Origin of the sequence: Cognatundibacterium aquatile (assembly GCF_014699135.1) — a bacterium.
GTDB classification, from domain to species: domain Bacteria; phylum Pseudomonadota; class Gammaproteobacteria; order Burkholderiales; family Burkholderiaceae_D; genus Undibacterium; species Undibacterium aquatile.
In genome coordinates this window covers 14,214-34,074 of the sequence record NZ_JACOFT010000003.1, presented here as the reverse complement: position 1 = coordinate 34,074, position 19,861 = coordinate 14,214, and the positions used below count along the sequence as shown (strand labels likewise).

Here is a 19,861-nt window from a genome sequence, read left to right as displayed (position 1 = left end):
TTATCTCCCCGGAATAAATTGCCCGTCTGCGATTGCGTAAGCACGCTGCAGACTTTGTTGTGTGTAGATTTGCGCCTGATGCAAAGCTTGTTGCATGGAATGCCCCAGCGCCAGCTGAGCCGCAATCGCAGACGCCAGCGTACAACCGCTGCCGTGAAATTCACCGGATAAGCGCGGCCATTGCCAGCGCTGTTCACCCCCGGCATGTGAATACCAAAAATTATCAACCAGTGTCCCCGCTGCATGTCCGCCTTTCAGCAGGACATCGGCTGCCGTCATCTGCATCAGCATTTTTACCTGCGCCTGCGGTTCTGCGGCGTGCGGCACCAGCCTTTGCAACTCCGGCAGATTCGGCGTCAGCAGCGTCGCAACTTTCAGCAAAGGCTGTATCGCAGCGACCGCATCATCCAACGATAAACGATCACCGTGACCGCTGCCCAGCACGGTATCGACCACCACCGGCAGACGCGGATTTTTTATCCGCAACTGCTGTATCAGTGCAGCAATAGCACGTGCATTTTCTGCATTACCAGCGATACCGACTTTTATCGCAGTCACCGTTATTTTGTCGAGTAAGCACTGTGCTTGCTGAATTATCAGCGTGTGCGGCACCGCCTCCAGCGCATACACATGATCATTGTCTTGCACAGTTAATGCAGTAATGACCGGCAAGGCATGTGCGCCCTGCGCGTCGATCGCTTCGATGTCTGCCTGTATGCCAGCGCCGCCACTAGGGTCATGGCCGGCAAACGCCAGTACGCACGGGCGCTGCGGCATGGTCGCTGCCATCAGACGATGCGCCCTGCCATCGGTGAGGATGGTGACGCTGCAAATTTGCGCGGCATACGTCCGGCCAGAAACGCTTCGCGCCCCGCCTCCACCGCCAGCCCCATTGCCCGCGCCATGCGGACTGGGTCTTTAGCACCAGCAATCGCGGTATTCATCAACACGCCATCGCAACCCAACTCCATCGCAATTGCTGCATCAGACGCCGTGCCAACGCCAGCATCAACCAGCACCGGCACCCTGGCCTGTTCAATAATCAGCGACAGATTCCACGGATTCAGTATGCCCATACCGGAACCAATTAAGGATGCCAGCGGCATCACCGCGACACAGCCGAGGTCTTCCAGCATACGCGCCTGTATCGGATCATCGCTGCAATACACCATCACATCAAAGCCATCCTGCACCAGTGTTTTCGCGGCTTTCAGGGTTTCCGGCATATTCGGGAACAAGGTCTTTTCATCGCCTAACACTTCGAGTTTGCACAGCTTGTGACCACCCAATAATTCGCGCCCGAGCTGCAAGGTGTAGACCGCATCTGCTGCGTTATAGCATCCGGCTGAATTCGGCAAGATTGTGTATTTGGATGGCGGCACCGCATCCAGCAAGCTAGGCACATTCGGGTCTTGCCCGATGTTCACGCGACGAATTGCAACCGTAATAATTTCCGCGCCTGCGGCTTCGGTTGCCAGTCTGGTCTGTTCCAGATCTTTGTATTTACCGCTGCCAACCAGCAAGCGCGAACGGTAAGTTTTACCGGCAATCGTCAGGCCGCTGTTTGCGTCGATTTCTTTATTTATTTCTGTTTGCATGTTCAAATCCTTTTCTGTTTTTCCTGTCAACTGGTGCGAACTGTCTGAGTTATTTTTCAGCCATCAGCCGCCACCAATGGCGCGCACCACATCGACTTTGTCATTCGCCTGCAATGCGTGATCTGCCCAGCATGAACGCGGAATAATCTGGCGGTTCACCGCCACCGCAATCGCTTTATCCATCAGACTCAGATCGGCAATTAAATCAGCCACCAGTTGTGCAGACCTGATCTGATGCGGCGCGCCATTTAACTGAATTTCCATCATCGTCACCACTTACTGTTTTTTATAAATTTCAGCGCCGGACTTGATGAATTCCACTGCCTTCACTTCCATGCCTTTTTTCAGCGCATCGATTTCGCTGATACCCTGATTCGCTGCGTAATCGCGGACTTCCTGCGTGATTTTCATCGAACAGAAATGCGGCCCGCACATCGAGCAGAAATGCGCGACTTTGGCAGAATCTTTCGGTAGAGTTTCATCGTGAAATTCGCGCGCTTTGTCAGGGTCAAGACCGATGTTGAACTGATCTTCCCAGCGGAATTCAAAACGCGCTTTCGACAAGGCGTTATCGCGGATTTGTGCCCCCGGATGGCCTTTCGCCAGATCGGCGGCATGCGCGGCAATTTTGTACGTGATGATGCCGTCTTTGACGTCGACTTTATTCGGCAAACCCAGATGTTCTTTCGGTGTGACATAGCACAGCATGGCCGTGCCATACCAGCCGATTTGCGCCGCGCCGATGCCGGAAGTGATGTGGTCGTAACCCGGTGCGATATCGGTCGTCAATGGTCCCAGCGTGTAGAACGGCGCTTCGTGGCACTGTTCTAGTTGCAGATCCATATTTTCTTTAATCAGATGCATAGGCACATGACCTGGCCCTTCTATCATCACCTGTACATCGTGTTTCCACGCAATCTGCGTCAGTTCGCCCAGGGTTTTCAATTCACCGAGCTGCGCTTCATCGTTAGCGTCGTAAATCGACCCGGGACGCAAACCGTCACCCAGACTGAATGACACATCATAGGCTTTCATGATTTCGCAGATGTCTTCGAAATGCTCGTACAGGAAGCTTTCTTTATGATGCGCGAGGCACCATTTCGCCATGATGGAACCGCCACGCGAAACGATGCCGGTCATTCGCTTCGCTGTCAGTGGCACATATTGCAAACGCACACCGGCGTGGATCGTGAAGTAATCGACGCCCTGCTCGGCTTGCTCAATCAGCGTGTCGCGAAAGATTTCCCAGGTCAGATCTTCGGCCTTGCCATTCACTTTTTCTAAAGCCTGATAAATCGGCACGGTACCGATAGGAACGGGTGAATTGCGGATGATCCATTCGCGGGTTTCGTGGATGTGTTTGCCGGTTGACAGATCCATCACGTTGTCGCCGCCCCAGCGTATCGCCCAGGTCATTTTTTCGACTTCTTCACCAATCGATGAAGTCACTGCGGAGTTGCCGATATTGGCGTTAATTTTCACCAGAAAATTACGACCGATGATCATCGGTTCGACTTCAGGATGATTGATGTTCGCCGGAATAATCGCGCGACCGCGTGCAACTTCTGAGCGCACGAATTCCGGCGTGATCTCATTCGAAGGATTGGAAAATGCGGCTGCACCAAAAGACTGCCCCGGATGCTGGCGTCCCATCAGATCTGCCAGCTTGTTACCCATAGGGCCGGACGCTTTTAATTGTTCCAGATATGCTTTGCGTTGCAGGTTTTCGCGGATGGCGATGTATTCCATTTCCGGCGTGATGATGCCTTGCCGCGCATAGTGCATTTGCGTCACATTTTTGCCTGCCAGCGCGCGACGTGGTTTGCGTTTCAGGTTGAAGCGCAGTTCAGCCAGCTTGGGATCATTCAGCCGCGCTATGCCATATTCAGAAGTCGGGCCAGCCAGTTCTTCGGTATCGTTTCTTTCTGCAATCCAGTTGCCACGTACAGAAGCTAAGCCTGAGCGGATATCGATTTTGACGTCAGGGTCGGTGTACGGGCCCGATGTATCGTAGACATAAATCGGCGGATTTTTTTCCGAACCGAACATGGCGGGCGTATCAGACTGGCTGATTTCGCGCATAGGCACACGGATATCGGGGCGGCTACCCTGTACATAGATTTTGCGGGAATTCGGCAGCGGCTGTATCGCGGCTTCATCAACTGTCGCGGTGGCGGACAGAAATTGTGGGTTGGCATTCATTTTGGCTCCTTTGCGCTTTGCATATAGGCATGGAGCCAGCAAAGGAGTTTGTAAAGAGGTGCGCAGTCGTCGCGGTACGGCGTTGGCAGTCTTTAGCAGCTTCCCTTCGCTGGCATTATCCAGATCAGGTTCGAGGGTATTTCTCACCCGTCATCGCACAAGTGCGGACAGGACCCCTAGCATTTTTTATCCGGGCAAAAACAGTGCTTTTGTCTTTGCCCGGAAGACCGACATTATAGCGGGTTTATTGCGGATTTAATCAGAGTGTCAATTTTACGATTGCATGATGAAAATCAGACAAACCAATATCAGTATCAATGCGGCTCTGGCGTTTTAGCGAATGATAAATCCAGCCTGGGTGGCCCCGACACTTCGATCAACTCCACCATGCCATTCGCAATCGCCGTGGAAATATCCGTTTCCAGCACTGGCAACGCGAACTCAGGCGGGACCAACAAACGCGAAATACCGTAAGCACGGTTACGACCATTCGCCTTCCCCAGGTACAAGGCCATATCGGCAATCTGCAATACTTTTTCCCAGCCAAATGCCGACTCTGGTACGTCAGAAAATGGCAAGGCAATGAAGCCCGCGGTTACCGTGACCTGTATTTCCTTGTCACCGGCGACGATAGGTTCAGCTCCAACCGCTTGCAGCAGACGTTCAACCAAACCGGCGCTCTGGGGTGGCGATGATTTTGGTGAAAACACCAGAAATTCTTCGCCCCCCCAACGCAGCACCATATCGGTGTCCCGCACCACTTTCCGCAACCGGTGCGCTACTTCCATCAACACCGCGTCCCCAACGGCGTGCCCCAATCCATCATTAATCTGTTTGAAATAATCGATATCCAGCAAGATCAGACAATCCGGATTATGTTCCTGCACATCACGCCGCTCCGCCTCGGTCTGCGCCATTCTTGCCTTCATCATGTCGAGGAAAGAACGGCGGTTATATAGCCCAGTGAGTGGATCGCGTATGGCATGAAATTCCAGCTGTGAATTAGCTTCACGCAATTGCAGATTAATCCGCTTTACCCGGCGATATAAGAGGAACAAAAATGCTACCACCAATACAGTCACAATCGCCCCCAGCAGCGTAACGATTTGCTGCAAGCGATGATTGCGGATGTCCGCGTCCTTCAGGTCATTTTCTTTCGCCAGTAATTCAATCTGCTTCTGCTTTTGCTCGGAATGGAACTGTTCCTGTAATGCGGCAACGGCCTTGGCCCGGTCTGAGCGAAATAGTTCGTTACTGAGTTCTTGCTGCTGACGCACGGTTTGTAAAGCCTCTTTGTACATACCGGCGCGCTCATACATCGCGGCCTGCTCAGACAATATAGCCTCGGCATCCGGCTTCTGATCCGAGTCGAGAAAGTACTTCACTACGTCATTAATCAACTCAACGCCTTGGGAAATCTTTCCCTGACCTGCCAGCGCAAAACCCAGATTCACACGGGCGATGGTGATCGATTGCTTATCCTTCAGGGTCTCGGCTTCTTTGAGTGCCTGCCTTGCATAATTTTCCGCCTGACGGTACTGATTCATGATCAGGTAATAATCGCTGATATTAATCAGGCTGGTTACCGCCATGGCGACTAATCCCGCCTCGTTGGCCAGTTTCAGGGCGCGCTTATACGCTTCGGCCGCCTCCTTATTTCTGTGCAGCGCCGATAAGGCAATTCCCTGGCTGATGTTCAGCGATGCCGCCGTTTTGGGCGAGCGCGACAAAGGCGACAAAGAAAAAGCTTCATCTATCGTCACCAGCGCTTTTTCAGGGTCTTTCATGACGGAGTACAACTTGGCAATGGCGTCCAGTTTGTACATGCGGTTTTCGATTTTGCGTGTAGTCAGCTCATCGGTGAGCCGTAATGCTTCGAGAAAATGCTGCAATGACGCCGCAAAATTACCGGTAATGTAATACGCCGAGCCAAACGCACTGTGCAAACGCATACGAACCTCCGCGCTGGCGGATGCATGCAGAGAAGATCGGATCTGTAATAAGTTCTTTATCGCATCATCGGGTTTCCCGTCGTCAATCAGTGCGTAACTTTCCATGATGCGGGCGATTGCCACACCATCCTGATCATGTTCAGATCCTGCCAGTGTTTTTAATTCAGCAATGCTGTCAAGCGCTGACTGTATCCGTCCCGCATCGTAATACAGGCTGACGATGACCTTGAGCGCCTCCAGACGCACCTTGGGTGTCGATTTGGCGAACTGTTTTTGTTTCAGGAACTCAAGTTGTTTTAAGGCTTCGGTATTATCGGTATCAGATAATTTCCGGATATTGTTGATATGTTCAAGATCGGCCTTTTCGTCTGCTTTTGCAGGAGACGCCGATAGCGAAAGGGTCAACGCACCACAGACACACAGAGATATAAAATTCCACGTTCTGAGGTTCGCCATCGGTATTTATAAGCAACGGAAAGTAAAAGGCAGGAAAATCTATCCTAACACTTTATCGCCAAAAAATAACATTTTTGGGACAAATGCGGGAGCGACTAAAAAACAGGTAGCAAAACTTCTACGACAATTGACAGGACTAAGCAGCAAAAAGCCGGGCAGAATTATGTAATAGAGCGATATCAGACAGCACTGTCATTTATAATCAAAGGTTTAGCACACTCAACTTTCAGACAATCATGGAATTAGCGAAGTCTTTCGAACCCGCAGAAATCGAACAACAATGGCGCTCCGAGTGGGAGAAACGCGGTTATTTCGCGGCCAGCATGGACGATGGCAAACCCTCATTTTCTATCCAGTTGCCGCCGCCGAACGTGACCGGCACGCTGCATATGGGGCACGCATTTAACCAGACCATCATGGATGGTCTGACGCGTTACTATCGTATGCGTGGTTACAACACGGCGTGGATACCCGGCACCGATCACGCCGGTATCGCGACACAAATCGTGGTGGAGCGTCAGCTCGATGCGCAAAAAATTTCACGCCATGATCTTGGCCGTGAAAAATTCCTCGAAAAAGTCTGGGAGTGGAAAGAAAAATCCGGCTCCACGATCACCGGCCAGATGCGTCGCATGGGCGCGTCCGCCGATTGGGATCGTGAATATTTTACGATGGATGCGGAACGCTCGAAATCGGTCACCGAAGTATTCGTGCGCCTGGTCGAGCAAGGTCTGATCTATCGGGGCAAACGTCTGGTGAACTGGGACCCGGTGCTGGGCACAGCAGTCTCGGATCTGGAAGTCGTATCGGAAGAAGAAGACGGCTCGATGTGGCATATCCGCTATCCGTTTGCGGATGGTTCCGGTCATCTGACAGTGGCGACAACACGCCCTGAAACCTTGTTAGGTGACGTGGCCGTGGCCGTTGATCCTACCGACGAGCGCTATCTCCATCTGGTCGGCAAGATGTTGAAACTACCGCTGACCGACCGTGAAATTCCGGTAATTGCCGACAGCTATGTCGATAAAGAATTCGGTACCGGTTGTGTGAAGATCACGCCAGCGCATGACTTCAACGATTACGCCGTTGGTCAACGTCACAATCTCGACAAAATCAGCATCCTGACACTGGATGCAAAGATCAATGAAAACGCGCCAGCGGTGTATCAGGGCATGGATCGTTTCGTCGCACGTAAACAAATCGTGGCCGATCTGGATGCACAAGGCTTACTCGAATCCGTTAAACCACACAAACTGATGGTGCCACGTGGTGACCGTACGAATGTGGTGATTGAACCGATGCTGACCGATCAATGGTTCATGGCGATGAGCAAACCTGCGCCGGAAGGTACGCATTTCCCGGGCAAATCGATCGCTGAAGTCGCGCTCGAAAAAGTCGCTTCCGGCGAAATCAAATTCGTGCCCGAAAACTGGACCAATACCTACAACCAATGGCTCAATAACATTCAGGACTGGTGTATCTCGCGTCAATTGTGGTGGGGTCATCAGATTCCGGCATGGTATGGCGACAATGGTGAAATTTTCGTCGCCCGCAATGAAGCAGAGGCAACAGCAAAAGCCGCGGCAGCTGGCTATACCGGTGCACTGAAGCGCGATGACGACGTGCTCGATACCTGGTTTTCTTCTGCGCTGGTACCGTTCTCAACGATGGGCTGGCCGGAAGAAACACCGGACATCAAACACTTCCTGCCTTCGTCGGTGTTAGTGACTGGCTTCGATATTATTTTCTTCTGGGTGGCACGCATGGTCATGATGACCACCCACTTCACTGGCAAGGTACCGTTCAACACCGTGTATGTGCATGGTCTGGTGCGCGATTCCAGCGGTCAGAAAATGTCCAAATCGAAAGGCAACACACTCGATCCGATTGATCTGATCGATGGCATCAAAGTCGATGATCTGGTCGCCAAACGCACGGTTGGCCTGATGAATCCTAAACAGGCAACGGCAATTGAAAAAGCGACCCGCAAAGAATTTGCCGATGGCATTCCGGCGTACGGCACAGATGCATTGCGCTTCACAATGGCGAGCTACGCTTCACTCGGTCGCAATATCAACTTCGATCTGGGGCGCTGCGAAGGCTATCGCAATTTCTGCAACAAGCTGTGGAATGCAACCCGCTTCGTACTGATGAATACGGAAGGTAAAGATTGCGGTTTCGGTGCAGATGTGACCGATGCCGATCTCGATTATTCACAAGCCGACAAATGGATCATCTCGACACTGCAACGCGCAGAAGCAGAAATCGAAAAAGGTTTTGCCGACTACCGTTTCGACAATATCGCTTCCGCTATTTATAAATTCGTCTGGGATGAATACTGTGACTGGTATCTGGAAGTTTCTAAAGTACAGGTACAGCAAGGCACGGAAGCGCAACAACGCGCCACCCGCCGCACACTGCTGCGCGTACTCGAAGTCACGCTGCGTCTGGCACACCCTGTGATTCCTTTCGTCACCGAAGCGCTGTGGCAAACCGTTGCACCGCTGGCTGGTAAGACTTTAAATCCAGCAGGCGACTCCATCATGGTGCAGCCGTATCCGCTTTCCGTGGCAGCGAATATCGACGAGACAGCCGAAGCCTGGATGCATGCGCTGAAAGCCATGACCGACGCTTGCCGCAATCTGCGCGGTGAAATGCAATTATCACCAGCATTGCGTGTACCTCTGTTATTGCAAGCAGCAAATGCAGAAGACAAGGCGCGTCTGCAATCCTTTGCACCGTATCTGCAGGCATTAGCCAAGCTGTCTGAAGTGCAGGTGCTGGACGCCTTGCCGGAATCACCGGCGCCAGTCTCCATCGTTGGCGAATCCAAGCTGATGCTGAAAGTCGAGATCGATGTTGCTGCCGAACGCGAACGTCTGAGTAAAGAAATCACGCGTCTGGAAACAGAAATCGGCAAAGCAGAAGCCAAGCTCGGCAATGAAAGTTTTGTCGCGCGCGCACCAGCTGCGGTGGTCGCCCAAGAGAAAGAAAGAATGGCGAATTTCTCTGCCACACTGGTCAAACTGCGCGAGCAATTTGGTAAATTGCCAGCAGCTTGAAACAGCGTGTTTAATCAGTAAGGCAGTGAGTTAAATTAAAGTAGTTGCTCTAAAAATATTGTGCGTGGCGCAAGTTTCGCCACGTACAATCAGCGCTCAGGAAAGCGGTTTTCATGTACGTAACTACAGATGAAAACCGCAAAAAAAAATAAACTTATTTGGTGAGACTATGAAAAAAACTGCACTTCTGGCTACATTTCTTTCCCTCTTGTTTTCCTCTTTCGCGCATGCAGAAGAAGCCGCTGTCGGTCTCTGGAAAAATATCGACGATAAAACCGGAAAACCGAAAGCGCTGATCCGCATCACTGAAACCGGTGGTGAACTGCAAGGAAAAATCGAAAAATTGTTTCTCGAAGCCGATGCAGATAAAAATCCTAAATGCGACAAATGCGAAGGCGCGAATAAAGATCAGCCGATTATCGGCATGACTATTTTGTTTGGTCTGAAAAAAGACGGTGACGAATACAATGGCGGCAAAATTCTTGATCCGGGCAATGGTAAGTTATACAGCAGCAAACTGACCCTCGCTGATAACAATAAAAAACTCAATGTCCGCGGTTACATCGGTACACCATTTCTTGGCCGCACACAGGTCTGGCTGCGGGAACAATAAGCCTGCCGGTCACATATTTTGATATTAAAAAAGGAAGCCAAGCGCTTCCTTTTTTTATTTTTCAAAAAAATAAATGTGGTGATGTGTACGATTTCAAGCATGCGACAAACAGCATTGCAGATTAAACATTTGCATACACACCACGAAAAAAAACCAACTTTACTTACACAGAATTGGTACGCACGTTGTTGCAAAAAATCACGGCGATCAACAGTGGTTTTTTTGAGAAAATAATTCCACAGGTAAATTTTTGCAATAAGATGAAGCATCATCGCGCGGTACGGTCTTCAGAATCTGTAGCCGCGATTCAGGCAGATACTATTTTAAAGAAAAGAAACTGACCATGAGCTACCTGACCGAACTCAAGATTCGCACCCGCCTGATGCTGGGCTTTGGTATCGTGCTGCTGTTTGCAACGGTCTTGCTGATTCTCGGTCTGTATAAACTGAGTCAGTTACAAGGCTCAACCGACTACATCTTTCAGACCAAAGTCGCGAGTCTGAATGCCGCCACCGAAATGCGCGAACAAGGCCGCGCCTTAGCGCTGGTACTCAAAAAAATGAGTTCTCCGCGTGACCTCGCCGAAGCAGCGCAGGAATCAAAACGGCTGGCCAGCACACTGGAAATATATGACACATCTGAAACGCTGGCGAAAAAGCTGATTGACGATGCGGCTGGTCAAAAAACGCTGAAGCAGGCTCTGGATCAGAAAACAGCAATCTTATCGATCTCAAAAAAAATCCGTGATTTTGTTGCAGAAGGAAATTACTTCGATGCCTCTGCTTTGCTGCAAACGGAATTCGTCGTGCCGCATGAAAAATGGATGAACGAATTATCTGAACTGGCAAAGCAACAGCATGAAGCCATGCAAGTCGCCTACGATGGCTCCAACAGTAATTACAGGAAATCGCTGGCCAGCATGCTGATCATCGGCTTGCTAACCCTGGCACTGGGTGGCGTTGCGGCATGGATGATTGCGCGCAGCATTATCGAACCGATCACGAATGCTGCCGCATTTGCCGACCGTATTGCCAACAGTGATCTCAGCACCAGCATAAAAGCTGAAGGGCGCGATGAACTGAGTGATTTGCTGCGTTCGCTGCTGCAAATGCAAAACAACCTGTTGGCAACAGTGAGCCAGATCAAGCAGGGAACCGAAACGATTACCGTCGCCTCGCAGGAAATTGCTCATGGCAATGCGGATCTGTCTAGCCGCACAGAATCGCAGGCCGGCTCACTGGAAGAAACCGCCAGTTCCATGGAAGAACTGACCAGCACAGTCAGGCAAAATGCGGATAATGCGCGCCAGGCGAATCAGTTGGTAGTGTCGGCCACACAAGTCGCGGTAAAAGGCGGCACCGTGGTGCAGGAAGTCGTGGCAACGATGGGATCGATTAAAGACAGTTCCAAAAAGATTGTCGACATCATCAGCGTGATTGACGGCATCGCCTTCCAGACCAACATTCTGGCGCTGAACGCCGCAGTAGAAGCGGCACGCGCTGGCGAACAGGGACGCGGCTTTGCCGTCGTCGCCTCCGAAGTCCGTAACCTGGCACAGCGCAGTGCGACGGCAGCCAAAGAAATCAAGCTGCTGATCGACGATTCAGTCAGCAAGGTGGATCAGGGTGGTGCACTGGTCGATAACGCCGGCAAAACCATGGATGAGATTGTCAAAAGTGTGCAGCATGTGGCGGACATCATGAGCGAGATCACGGCGGCCAGCATGGAACAAAGTTCCGGCATAGAACAGATTAACCTTGCCATTACCCAGATGGATGAAATGACGCAGCAAAATGCGGCACTGGTGGAACAAGCCGCTGCTGCTGCCGAAAGCATGGAGGAACAGGCGATGGCACTGACACAGGCAGTCAGCATTTTCACCCTGCCAGCAACACACCGTGCTGCTACACTTAGCAGCCAGCCGGCTTTGCGTCTGAGCTGAGTACGGCGGCACTGCAATAATTCACCTTTGACTTACCTTTGGCTCAGCTGAAATACTTTGAATCAATTGATCTATATCACGCTATAAAAAGAGGAACCGAATACCATAAGGTCAGACTGACATTTACAAATTTTAACTGGAGCACATATGCAAGTAGAACATCATCCTTTAGCAGTGGAATTTCCTGAATTTAAAGACAAAATTCACACAATGAAATTGCAGAATGCACACTTTGCAAAATTATTCAGTGAATACGACGAAGCGGACAAAGCTGTCAATCGCGCAGAAAATGATGTGGAACATCTGGCCGATGAAGCCTTGGAAAATCTGAAGAAAGTCCGTATCAGCCTGAAAGATCAGTTATTCCATTTGTTGCAAACAGCATCCTGATCGGGATGCCTGTGTCTCCGGATAGTTTTCACTAGCCGGAGCTGGCATTCAACAGTACGTGGGATAAGACAGTTTATCCGTCATAAGCGGTCTTTACCCACGTCAACCTGTTGAATGCTGTTCATATCTGCGACGGCCGGATATGACAATTCGCGTTATGCAAACACAAGCAATATTGTTTAACGTTACCCGTTGCCGTAGCTTTTTGCGGGATATTTTTTCTTCGCCCCGACAACACTCTGATTTTTTTTAATTCTCTCCATTTATTTTCACGATGGCTGTATCTGCACGTCTATTACTATGAATCTCAATAACTTAAAAATCAGCACACGGCTTGGCCTTTGCTTTTTCATGATTCTGTTGCTCGCATTTATCGCAACCGGATTTGCACAATGGCGACTGGCACTGACCGCCTCAGAAACTAAACTGATGATGGAGCTGCCATTAGCAAAAGAGCGCATGATTTCTGACTGGTATCGTTACATTCAGGTTGGTGTCCGGCGCACAGCCGCCATTGCGCGCAGCAGCGATCCCTCGTTAACGGCGTTCTTCGCAGAAGATGCTGCGGTCACGATGAAGGGCGCGACTGAAATGCGCGACAAGATCGAGCCCTTATTAACGACTGATGAAGAAAAGCGCTTATTCAGCGACATTACAGAACAGAGAAAAATTTATACTGCTGCACGCGAAGATATTTTACGTGCCAAAAATAGCGGGCAAGCAGAAGAAGCAAACCGGATTATCGAACAGGTGTTTATGCCTGCCGCCAAGAAATATCAGGAGTTGGTACAGCAATTACTGGAAGCGCAGCGCGGATATCTGAATCATCTTGCCAACGCTGTTCAGGATAATTATCAGAGCGCAAAAAGTACGATTCTGGCGCTGTCGCTGGCAGCATTTATCTGTGGCATGATCTGCGCCTGGCTGCTGTCCCGCAGTATCACGCGTGAGCTGGGCGGTGAGCCTTCTTATGCGGCAGATATTGCGCGCCACATCGCTGCCGGTGATCTGTCCACCGAAATCAAGATTGAATCAAGCGATCACAGCAGCTTACTGAATGCGATGAAACACATGCGCGACAGTCTGGCGGATATCGTCAGTCAGGTCAGAGCTGGCACCGAAACCATCGCCTCGGCGTCAAACCAGATCGCCGCCGGTAACATGGATTTATCTGCGCGCACTGAAGCAGAAGCCAGCGCGCTGGAGGAGACTGCGGCCTCAATGGAAGAATTAAACGCCACGGTACGCCAAAATGCAGACAATGCGCGGCAGGCGAATCAGCTCGCAGCGTCAGCATCAGAAGTAGCGGCAAAAGGTGGCGCCGTCGTCAGCGAAGTGGTCAGCACTATGCATGGCATTAACAGCTCCGCTTCAAAAATTACCGAAATTATCGGCGTGATTGATGGCATCGCATTTCAGACCAATATCCTTGCATTGAATGCCGCAGTAGAGGCTGCGCGCGCCGGTGAACAGGGACGCGGCTTTGCCGTGGTGGCGACCGAAGTGCGTAATCTGGCGCAGCGCAGCGCGGCAGCCGCAAAGGAAATCAAAGTTCTGATCGGTGACTCACTGGATCAGGTGCAGACGGGCAGTAAGCTGGTCGAACAGGCCGGCGCAACCATGCGCGATATTGTCGACAGCGTCGGGCAAGTGGCCGCGATTATGCAAGACATTACCAGCGCCAGCCAGGAACAAAGCCTGGGTATCGCGCAGGTCAATCAGGCGATCACGCAGATGGACGATACGACGCAGCAGAATTCTGCACTGGTGGAAGAAGCCGCCACCGCCTCAGTCTCCTTGCAGGATCAAGCGCAAAATCTGGCGCAAATGGTCAGCGTGTTTAAGCTCGGCAATCAGAAAACGCAGACGCATGTACGGCCTGTGAGGTCGCAGCAAAGCGTGGCATCTGGCGAGATGGGCGCACTGCTGCAGCAAAAACGGAAGCAGCAGCTCATCAATGCGGGTTACTGAGGCGTCGATTTCATCTCCGGCGTTCAACGCTCTGTAGCGTTGAACGTGCCGGGCAAAACAATGCGGCTTATGTGAGTTATGTGGCTGATGGAGCTGATACAGCTTATGCAGCCTGCCCCGCTTTGTTTTGCCGTGCCGGGCGAAATACCTGCGCGTCCTGATAAAACCTCAAATCCTGTGTATGCCACCAGCCGGGAATACCCAGCACCGGCAAAGGTGTGTAACCCGCCGTCGTTAAGGGCTGCTCTTGCAGTTGTGCCGTGACCAGTTGATCAATCAGTGCATAACGCTCTGGCGTACTCAGAGAAAAATAATCCGCATCGACCCGCACCAGCCAGCTGTGCGCCGTAATCGCCTTATACGGTTGCACCAGTTTTTCCATCAGGGCATGACCAAAACTCAGCACTTCGGCGTGCGCGCCAAACTGAGCTCTGTGGTCGATAAATGCCGCTGTCCATTGATGCTGGCGCAAAGCCGCAACCAGTGCATCACCGCTGGCTGAATTCTCTACCACCAGCAAAGCGGCATTTTCATCAAAAATGGTTGCCGCATCGCGCGCCGGGCCACGTGATTTTCCTATGCCGAGTTCAGCAATCTGCGCGGCTTGCAAGGCATTGAGCTGACGCTTAATGCGGGGAAACGTCAGCCAGACCAGCGCATTAAAAAAATCGTGCAGGTTTTCGCGGGTAGGCACATTTCCGCTCGCGCTGATATGCGCCTCGTAAGCCACGCCTTCCGGTAAATCTTCTTGCGGAATGAATTGTGTCGGCAGCGAACGGTGATTCTGCAAGCGCATTTCCTGCGCCATGCGGTTCAGTGCGGGACGCCACTCTGGCGCGGCGACTAACTGCATTGCCGCCGGACGTACCGTTGCAAACCAGGCTTGCGACCAGTCTATCTGATCAAAAAAACGTGACGACATCCGACTTAATCCGCCAGCATTTTCCAATGTATCGTCTCGCCGCTATTTAATGGCACGATGGTGGTTCCGGCAAATGGTAATTCTGCCGGTAAAGTCCAGTCTTCGCGCTGGAGTGTGATCGTGCCGCTGTTACGTGGCAGGCGGTAAAAATCCGGGCCATTGAAACTCGCAAAAGCTTCCAGCTTATCTAAAGCGCCAGCCTGATCAAACGCCTCAGTGTACAACTCCATCGCATGCAAGGCGGTATAGCAACCAGCGCAGCCGCAGGCGTGTTCTTTCAGCCCTTTCGGATGCGGCGCAGAATCGGTACCGAGGAAGAATCGGGGGCTGCCGGATGTCGCCGCTTTCAGCAGTGCCTGGCGGTGCGTTTCGCGTTTCAATACAGGCAGACAATAGTAATGCGGACGGATACCGCCTTTGAAAATCTCATTGCGGTTATACAGCAGATGATGTGCGGTAATCGTCGCTGCGACCGGGCCGGCAGCCTCGGCCACATACGCCGCTGCTTCGCTGGTGGTGATGTGTTCAAACACCACGCGCAGTTCCGGCATATCCTTGCGCAGCGGCTGCATCACGCGCTCGATGAAGACGGCTTCGCGGTCAAACAGATCAATCGCGGCATCCGTCACTTCGCCATGCACCAGAAACGGCAGCCCGACTTCCTGCATGACTTCCAGTGTCTTGTAGCATTTTTTCAGGTCAGTTACACCGGCATCAGAATTCGTGGTGGCACCGGCAGGATACAGTTTGACTGCATGTACAAAGCCACTGTCTTTGGCGCGGCGGATTTCATCCGGCGGCGTATTGTCCGTCAGGTATAAAGTCATCAGCGGCTCAAACTGCATTCCGGCTGGCAACGCGGCGAGAATGCGCTGGCGATAGGCGGCGGCCTGCTCCGTCGTCGTGACCGGTGGTTTCAGATTCGGCATCACAATTGCGCGCGCAAATTGTGCTGCCGTGTGCGGCAAGACACTGGCTAAGGCATCGCCATCGCGTAGATGCAAGTGCCAGTCATCGGGACGGGTGATCGTCAGCGTCTGGGTCGGCGTTTGGATAGGGGAAGTGGTCATGGTGGCTTTCAGTAGCAAATTCTGTCTAGCCGCCATTCTACCTTTCCGCGCGTCGCGCAGAAAGCATAAAAATATACTCCCCCCAGTATCTTTAAACGCCCATTGTTTATGCCGACATCAGGGCAATTTCTATAAAAATGAGGGGGAGTATATGAAAAACGCACTCCTTTGAGGGAGTGCGTTTTTTATTCAGATCGCGATCAGCGCAGCACAACACTGCACTGACGATGTGATCAGTGCGTGATGATCTTCGCGAGGAAATCACGTGCGCGGTCAGAGCGCGCATTGGTGAAGAATTCATCTTTCACGCAATCTTCCACAATCACGCCTTTATCCATGAACACGATACGGTTCGCGACTTTTTTTGCAAAACCCATTTCATGTGTCACGACCATCATCGTCATGCCGTCTTGCGCCAGACCGACCATGACGTCGAGCACTTCATTAATCATTTCAGGATCAAGCGCCGATGTCGGTTCATCGAATAACATCGCAATCGGGTCCATCGACAAGGCGCGCGCAATCGCCACACGTTGCTGCTGACCACCGGACAGCTGGCCGGGGAATTTATCTTTCTGCGCAATCAGACCGACGCGATCCAGATATTTCAAACCGCGTTCAGTGGCTTCGTCTTCTGTGCGTCCCAGTACTTTCATCTGTCCGAGCGTCAGATTCTGGCGTATCGACAGATGCGGAAACAACTCAAAATTCTGAAACACCATACCGATGCGGGCGCGCAGTTTGGATAAATCTGTTTTCGGATCGCCGACAGAAACGCCATCCACAGTGATCTCACCTTTCTGAAACGGCTCCAGACCATTGACGGTTTTAATCAGTGTCGATTTACCTGAGCCAGACGGGCCGCAAACCACCACGACCTCGCCTTTAGCGACCTGGGTTGTGCAATCGGTCAATACCTGAAACTGACCATACCATTTGCTGACGTTATTTAATTTGATCATTTTTATCTCCAATATCTCAACGAGAGAAGTGGCGGAAAATACGCTGGCGACAGAACCTGGCAGCGCGTCATTTTCCGGCGTTTCTCAGTGAATAATCCTCAGCGAATAATCGCTACTTTCTGCTGCAGTTTTTTCACCAGACTGGACAAGCCAAAACACATGATGAAATACACAACAGCGACAAATGAATACATTTCCACCAGACGACCATCGCGTTGCGCTACTTTCGATGCCGCACCGACGAAGTCCGTAATCGATAACACATAGACCAGCGAAACGTCCTGGAACAGCACGATCGTTTGCGTCAGTAATACCGGAATCATATTGCGGAAAGCCTGCGGCAATACGATATGGCCCATGGTTTGCCAGTAGTTCATACCCAATGCATAACCAGCCCAGATCTGCCCGCGCGGAATCGACTGAATACCGGAACGCATGATTTCGCAGTAATACGCCGCTTCAAACATCACGAAGGTAATCAGGCACGATGAAAACGCACCGACCTGTATCGGTTCGGTCGCCCCGGTCAGCCAGGCACCGATGTACGGCACCAGAAAGTAAAACCAGAAAATCACCATCACCAGCGGAATCGAACGCATGATGTTGACGTAGGTCGTCGCCACCAGTGAAATCAGCTTATTGCTGGACAAGCGCATCATTGCCAGTATGGTGCCGAGCACCGTACCACCGATCATCGCCATCAAAGTCAGCTTGAGCGTAAATGTCATGCCAGTCGTGAAAAGATAAACCCACGAACGTTGGATGACATCAAAATCGAAATTAGAAAACATGATTAATGCCCTCCTGTCTTAGCAGAACCCGAAGTGATGAAGCCGGGAACCGCGAGCATTTTTTCCAGAACATTCGCCAGCACCAGTGCGATCACCGATACCACCAGATAAATCAGGGTAGCGGCAGTAAAGGCTTCAAATACCTGAAATGAAAATTCTTGCATGGAGCGGGCGCTGGCAGTCAGTTCCATCAGACCTATCGTCAAAGCGACCGAGCTGTTCTTAATGATCGCCGCCAACTCATTCGTAAGTGACGGAATGATGATGCGGAACGCCATCGGCAACAACACATAACGATACGTCTGCGGTAAGGTCAGACCTAACGCCGTACCTGCCATACGCTGGCCGCGCGGCAAAGCGTTGATACCAGTTGACACCTGTACTGCAACACGTGCCGAAGTAAAGAAGCCAAGACTCAGCACGGCGGTAATAAAGGGCGCATTCGGCATGGATTTAAGCCAGTTTCCCATCGCCGTCGGCACCAGTTCCGGCATCACGAAATACCAGAGAAACATTTGCACCAGCAGCGGAATGTTACGGAATAATTCGACGTAGCCATTCGCCAGTTTCGCCGCCCATTTATTTGGCGCAGTGCGTATCGTACCTATGATCGCGCCTAATACCAGGGCGATAATCCACGCCAGAGCTGCTGTGGCTAAGGTCCACAGCACGCCGGAAAGCAAAGAATCAAAATAGGTGCCACCGCCATCGGGCGCAGCCTCCCAAAAAATGTTCCAGTTCCAGTTGTAATTCATCTCACTCCCCTAAAGCAAACACCCGTCATCTTGTTATCCAAACTTATTTTCGTCCGCGGTGGTCTCTGGTTTCAGCCGGGCCAATGACACTCGGCGGCATCAATACCGAAACGCCTTGATCAGCTCACCGACGAGCCAAAAATAAAACGGGAGGCGAGTAGCACCTCCCGTCAAGATGACTTCGATCTCAACCACTAAAATTTATTTTTTCTTTTTCAATACTGCTTTTTGTGCTTCCGGTACAGCAGCGTACGCAGATGGTTCACCAGAATCTGTTGGTTTTGCCATTACCGCTTTGAGTTGCTCGGAGACTGGCCAATTCAGCGAAATACCTTTTGGTGGAATCGGTTGCAGGAACCACTTGTGGTAGATGCGATTCACATCGCCTGAAGTCAGGACATTGCTGATCGCTGTATCAACCACTTTCTTGAATGCAGCGTCATCCTTGCGCAGCATGATGCCGTATGGCTCTACCGACAAAGCTTCCTTGCTGATTTCGTATTCGCCAGGATTTTTGGAATTAGCTGCCAGAGATGCAAGCAAAATATCATCCATCACAAACGCAACAGCGCGGCCAGTTTCCACCATCAGGAAAGCTTCTGCATGATCTTTAGCCGGCAAAATGTTGATGCCCAGATTCTGGTCAGCATTCAGTGTCGTCAATTGTTTCAGATTGGCGGTACCGGAAGTCGATACAACTGCTTTGCCTTTCAGATCAGTCAGCGATTTGATGTTGGAGGATTTTTTCGCCAGGATACGGTTAGCGGTAACGAAAGTCGTTGGTGCAAATGCCACCTGTTTTTGACGCTCAACGTTATTCGTTGTCGAGCCGCACTCAAGATCGATAGTGCCGTTCGCCATCAGCGGAATACGGGTCGCTGACGTCACAGGATTGAGTTTGACATTGAGGCTGCTCAAACCTAATTGCTTTTGTACCGCGCTGACGATCTTCATGCACAAATCAATCGAATAACCTTGATATGATTGCTTATCGTCAAGATACGAAAATGGGATAGAGGAATCACGCACACCCAGAGTAATGGTGCCGGTATCTTTAATTTTTTTCAGTGTACCGGTTTCCTGCGCTTGCGCCGAACCAGCGATCACACCTGCACTGAGCATCAGCGCCAGAACTTTTAATAATTTCATACTATCTCCCAAAGTTAAACCAAAAA

The 19,861-nt window shown here is 51.3% G+C and carries 16 protein-coding genes and 1 riboswitch; of the genes, 5 read left to right on the top strand and 11 right to left on the bottom strand.

The window, feature by feature from the left end; all coding sequences use genetic code 11:
• The 5 genes from thiD to H8K26_RS08700 all read right to left on the bottom strand — a co-directional run bounded on the left by thiD (nt 1) and on the right by H8K26_RS08700 (nt 6,157).
• Entirely contained in the window at nt 1-789 is a 789-nt protein-coding gene (gene thiD, locus H8K26_RS08720; protein WP_223826932.1) for a bifunctional hydroxymethylpyrimidine kinase/phosphomethylpyrimidine kinase, read from the bottom strand.
• Nucleotides 789-1,598, bottom strand: coding sequence for a thiazole synthase (locus tag H8K26_RS08715; protein WP_190478905.1), 810 nt, complete (start codon nt 1,596-1,598; stop codon nt 789-791). The genes thiD and H8K26_RS08715 overlap by 1 nt, the downstream gene beginning before the upstream one ends.
• Before the next feature lie 63 nt (nt 1,599-1,661).
• Nucleotides 1,662-1,862 carry a sulfur carrier protein ThiS gene (thiS, locus tag H8K26_RS08710; protein ID WP_186883309.1) on the bottom strand — a complete coding sequence of 67 codons (201 nt, stop codon included), beginning with the start codon at nt 1,860-1,862 and terminating at the stop codon, nt 1,662-1,664.
• Between the two features lie 12 nt (nt 1,863-1,874).
• Nucleotides 1,875-3,800, bottom strand: a complete 1,926-nt coding sequence (gene thiC / locus H8K26_RS08705) for a phosphomethylpyrimidine synthase ThiC (protein ID WP_190478903.1) — start codon at nt 3,798-3,800, stop codon at nt 1,875-1,877.
• A gap of 84 nt (nt 3,801-3,884) precedes the next feature.
• Nucleotides 3,885-3,988, bottom strand: a riboswitch (TPP riboswitch).
• Between the two features lie 126 nt (nt 3,989-4,114).
• Nucleotides 4,115-6,157: a tetratricopeptide repeat-containing diguanylate cyclase gene (locus H8K26_RS08700; protein WP_190478901.1), complete on the bottom strand. Its 2,043-nt coding sequence runs from the start codon at nt 6,155-6,157 to the stop codon at nt 4,115-4,117.
• A gap of 287 nt (nt 6,158-6,444) precedes the next feature.
• Here H8K26_RS08700 and H8K26_RS08695 point away from each other — a divergent pair, with 287 nt between their 5' ends.
• From H8K26_RS08695 to H8K26_RS08675, 5 genes are all read left to right on the top strand, one after another.
• Entirely contained in the window at nt 6,445-9,270 is a 2,826-nt protein-coding gene (locus tag H8K26_RS08695) for a valine--tRNA ligase (protein ID WP_190478899.1), read from the top strand.
• Nucleotides 9,271-9,439: 169 nt separating this feature from the next.
• Nucleotides 9,440-9,883: a DUF2147 domain-containing protein gene (locus H8K26_RS08690; RefSeq protein ID WP_190478897.1), complete on the top strand. Its 444-nt coding sequence runs from the start codon at nt 9,440-9,442 to the stop codon at nt 9,881-9,883.
• 343 nt (nt 9,884-10,226) lie between these two features.
• Complete coding sequence (locus H8K26_RS17950) at nt 10,227-11,825, top strand: methyl-accepting chemotaxis protein (protein ID WP_190478894.1); 1,599 nt, start codon at nt 10,227-10,229, stop codon at nt 11,823-11,825.
• A gap of 147 nt (nt 11,826-11,972) precedes the next feature.
• Nucleotides 11,973-12,215, top strand: a complete 243-nt coding sequence (locus H8K26_RS08680; RefSeq protein ID WP_190478892.1) for a YdcH family protein — start codon at nt 11,973-11,975, stop codon at nt 12,213-12,215.
• A 300-nt stretch (nt 12,216-12,515) separates the two neighbouring features.
• Complete coding sequence (locus H8K26_RS08675) at nt 12,516-14,186, top strand: methyl-accepting chemotaxis protein (protein ID WP_190478891.1); 1,671 nt, start codon at nt 12,516-12,518, stop codon at nt 14,184-14,186.
• 103 nt (nt 14,187-14,289) lie between these two features.
• On the opposite strand, the gene H8K26_RS08670 is transcribed toward H8K26_RS08675, so the two are convergent.
• The 6 genes from H8K26_RS08670 to H8K26_RS08645 all read right to left on the bottom strand — a co-directional run bounded on the left by H8K26_RS08670 (nt 14,290) and on the right by H8K26_RS08645 (nt 19,835).
• Nucleotides 14,290-15,108, bottom strand: coding sequence for a DUF3025 domain-containing protein (locus H8K26_RS08670; RefSeq protein WP_190478889.1), 819 nt, complete (start codon nt 15,106-15,108; stop codon nt 14,290-14,292).
• A gap of 5 nt (nt 15,109-15,113) precedes the next feature.
• Complete coding sequence (pyrC, locus tag H8K26_RS08665) at nt 15,114-16,178, bottom strand: dihydroorotase (RefSeq protein WP_190478887.1); 1,065 nt, start codon at nt 16,176-16,178, stop codon at nt 15,114-15,116.
• 233 nt (nt 16,179-16,411) lie between these two features.
• Nucleotides 16,412-17,140, bottom strand: a complete 729-nt coding sequence (locus tag H8K26_RS08660; protein WP_186882758.1) for an amino acid ABC transporter ATP-binding protein — start codon at nt 17,138-17,140, stop codon at nt 16,412-16,414.
• Nucleotides 17,141-17,238: 98 nt separating this feature from the next.
• Nucleotides 17,239-17,931: an amino acid ABC transporter permease gene (locus H8K26_RS08655; protein ID WP_186882757.1), complete on the bottom strand. Its 693-nt coding sequence runs from the start codon at nt 17,929-17,931 to the stop codon at nt 17,239-17,241.
• Between the two features lie 2 nt (nt 17,932-17,933).
• Nucleotides 17,934-18,686, bottom strand: a complete 753-nt coding sequence (locus H8K26_RS08650; RefSeq protein WP_186882756.1) for an amino acid ABC transporter permease — start codon at nt 18,684-18,686, stop codon at nt 17,934-17,936.
• 201 nt (nt 18,687-18,887) lie between these two features.
• Nucleotides 18,888-19,835 carry a transporter substrate-binding domain-containing protein gene (locus H8K26_RS08645; RefSeq protein WP_186882755.1) on the bottom strand — a complete coding sequence of 316 codons (948 nt, stop codon included), beginning with the start codon at nt 19,833-19,835 and terminating at the stop codon, nt 18,888-18,890.
• Between the last annotated feature and the right edge of the window lie 26 nt (nt 19,836-19,861).

Excerpts from the sequence above, each read along its gene's own strand:
- thiD (WP_223826932.1), bottom strand. The coding sequence starts at position 789 with ATGGCAGCGACCATGCCGCAGCGCCCGTGCGTACTGGCGTTTGCCGGC.
- H8K26_RS08715 (WP_190478905.1), bottom strand. The coding sequence starts at position 1,598 with ATGCAAACAGAAATAAATAAAGAAATCGACGCAAACAGCGGCCTGACG.
- thiS (WP_186883309.1), bottom strand. The coding sequence starts at position 1,862 with ATGGAAATTCAGTTAAATGGCGCGCCGCATCAGATCAGGTCTGCACAA.
- thiC (WP_190478903.1), bottom strand. The coding sequence starts at position 3,800 with ATGAATGCCAACCCACAATTTCTGTCCGCCACCGCGACAGTTGATGAA.
- H8K26_RS08695 (WP_190478899.1), top strand. The coding sequence starts at position 6,445 with ATGGAATTAGCGAAGTCTTTCGAACCCGCAGAAATCGAACAACAATGG.
- H8K26_RS08690 (WP_190478897.1), top strand. The coding sequence starts at position 9,440 with ATGAAAAAAACTGCACTTCTGGCTACATTTCTTTCCCTCTTGTTTTCC.
- H8K26_RS17950 (WP_190478894.1), top strand. The coding sequence starts at position 10,227 with ATGAGCTACCTGACCGAACTCAAGATTCGCACCCGCCTGATGCTGGGC.
- H8K26_RS08680 (WP_190478892.1), top strand. The coding sequence starts at position 11,973 with ATGCAAGTAGAACATCATCCTTTAGCAGTGGAATTTCCTGAATTTAAA.
- H8K26_RS08675 (WP_190478891.1), top strand. The coding sequence starts at position 12,516 with ATGAATCTCAATAACTTAAAAATCAGCACACGGCTTGGCCTTTGCTTT.
- H8K26_RS08670 (WP_190478889.1), bottom strand. The coding sequence starts at position 15,108 with ATGTCGTCACGTTTTTTTGATCAGATAGACTGGTCGCAAGCCTGGTTT.
- pyrC (WP_190478887.1), bottom strand. The coding sequence starts at position 16,178 with ATGACCACTTCCCCTATCCAAACGCCGACCCAGACGCTGACGATCACC.
- H8K26_RS08660 (WP_186882758.1), bottom strand. The coding sequence starts at position 17,140 with ATGATCAAATTAAATAACGTCAGCAAATGGTATGGTCAGTTTCAGGTA.
- H8K26_RS08655 (WP_186882757.1), bottom strand. The coding sequence starts at position 17,931 with ATGTTTTCTAATTTCGATTTTGATGTCATCCAACGTTCGTGGGTTTAT.
- H8K26_RS08650 (WP_186882756.1), bottom strand. The coding sequence starts at position 18,686 with ATGAATTACAACTGGAACTGGAACATTTTTTGGGAGGCTGCGCCCGAT.
- H8K26_RS08645 (WP_186882755.1), bottom strand. The coding sequence starts at position 19,835 with ATGAAATTATTAAAAGTTCTGGCGCTGATGCTCAGTGCAGGTGTGATC.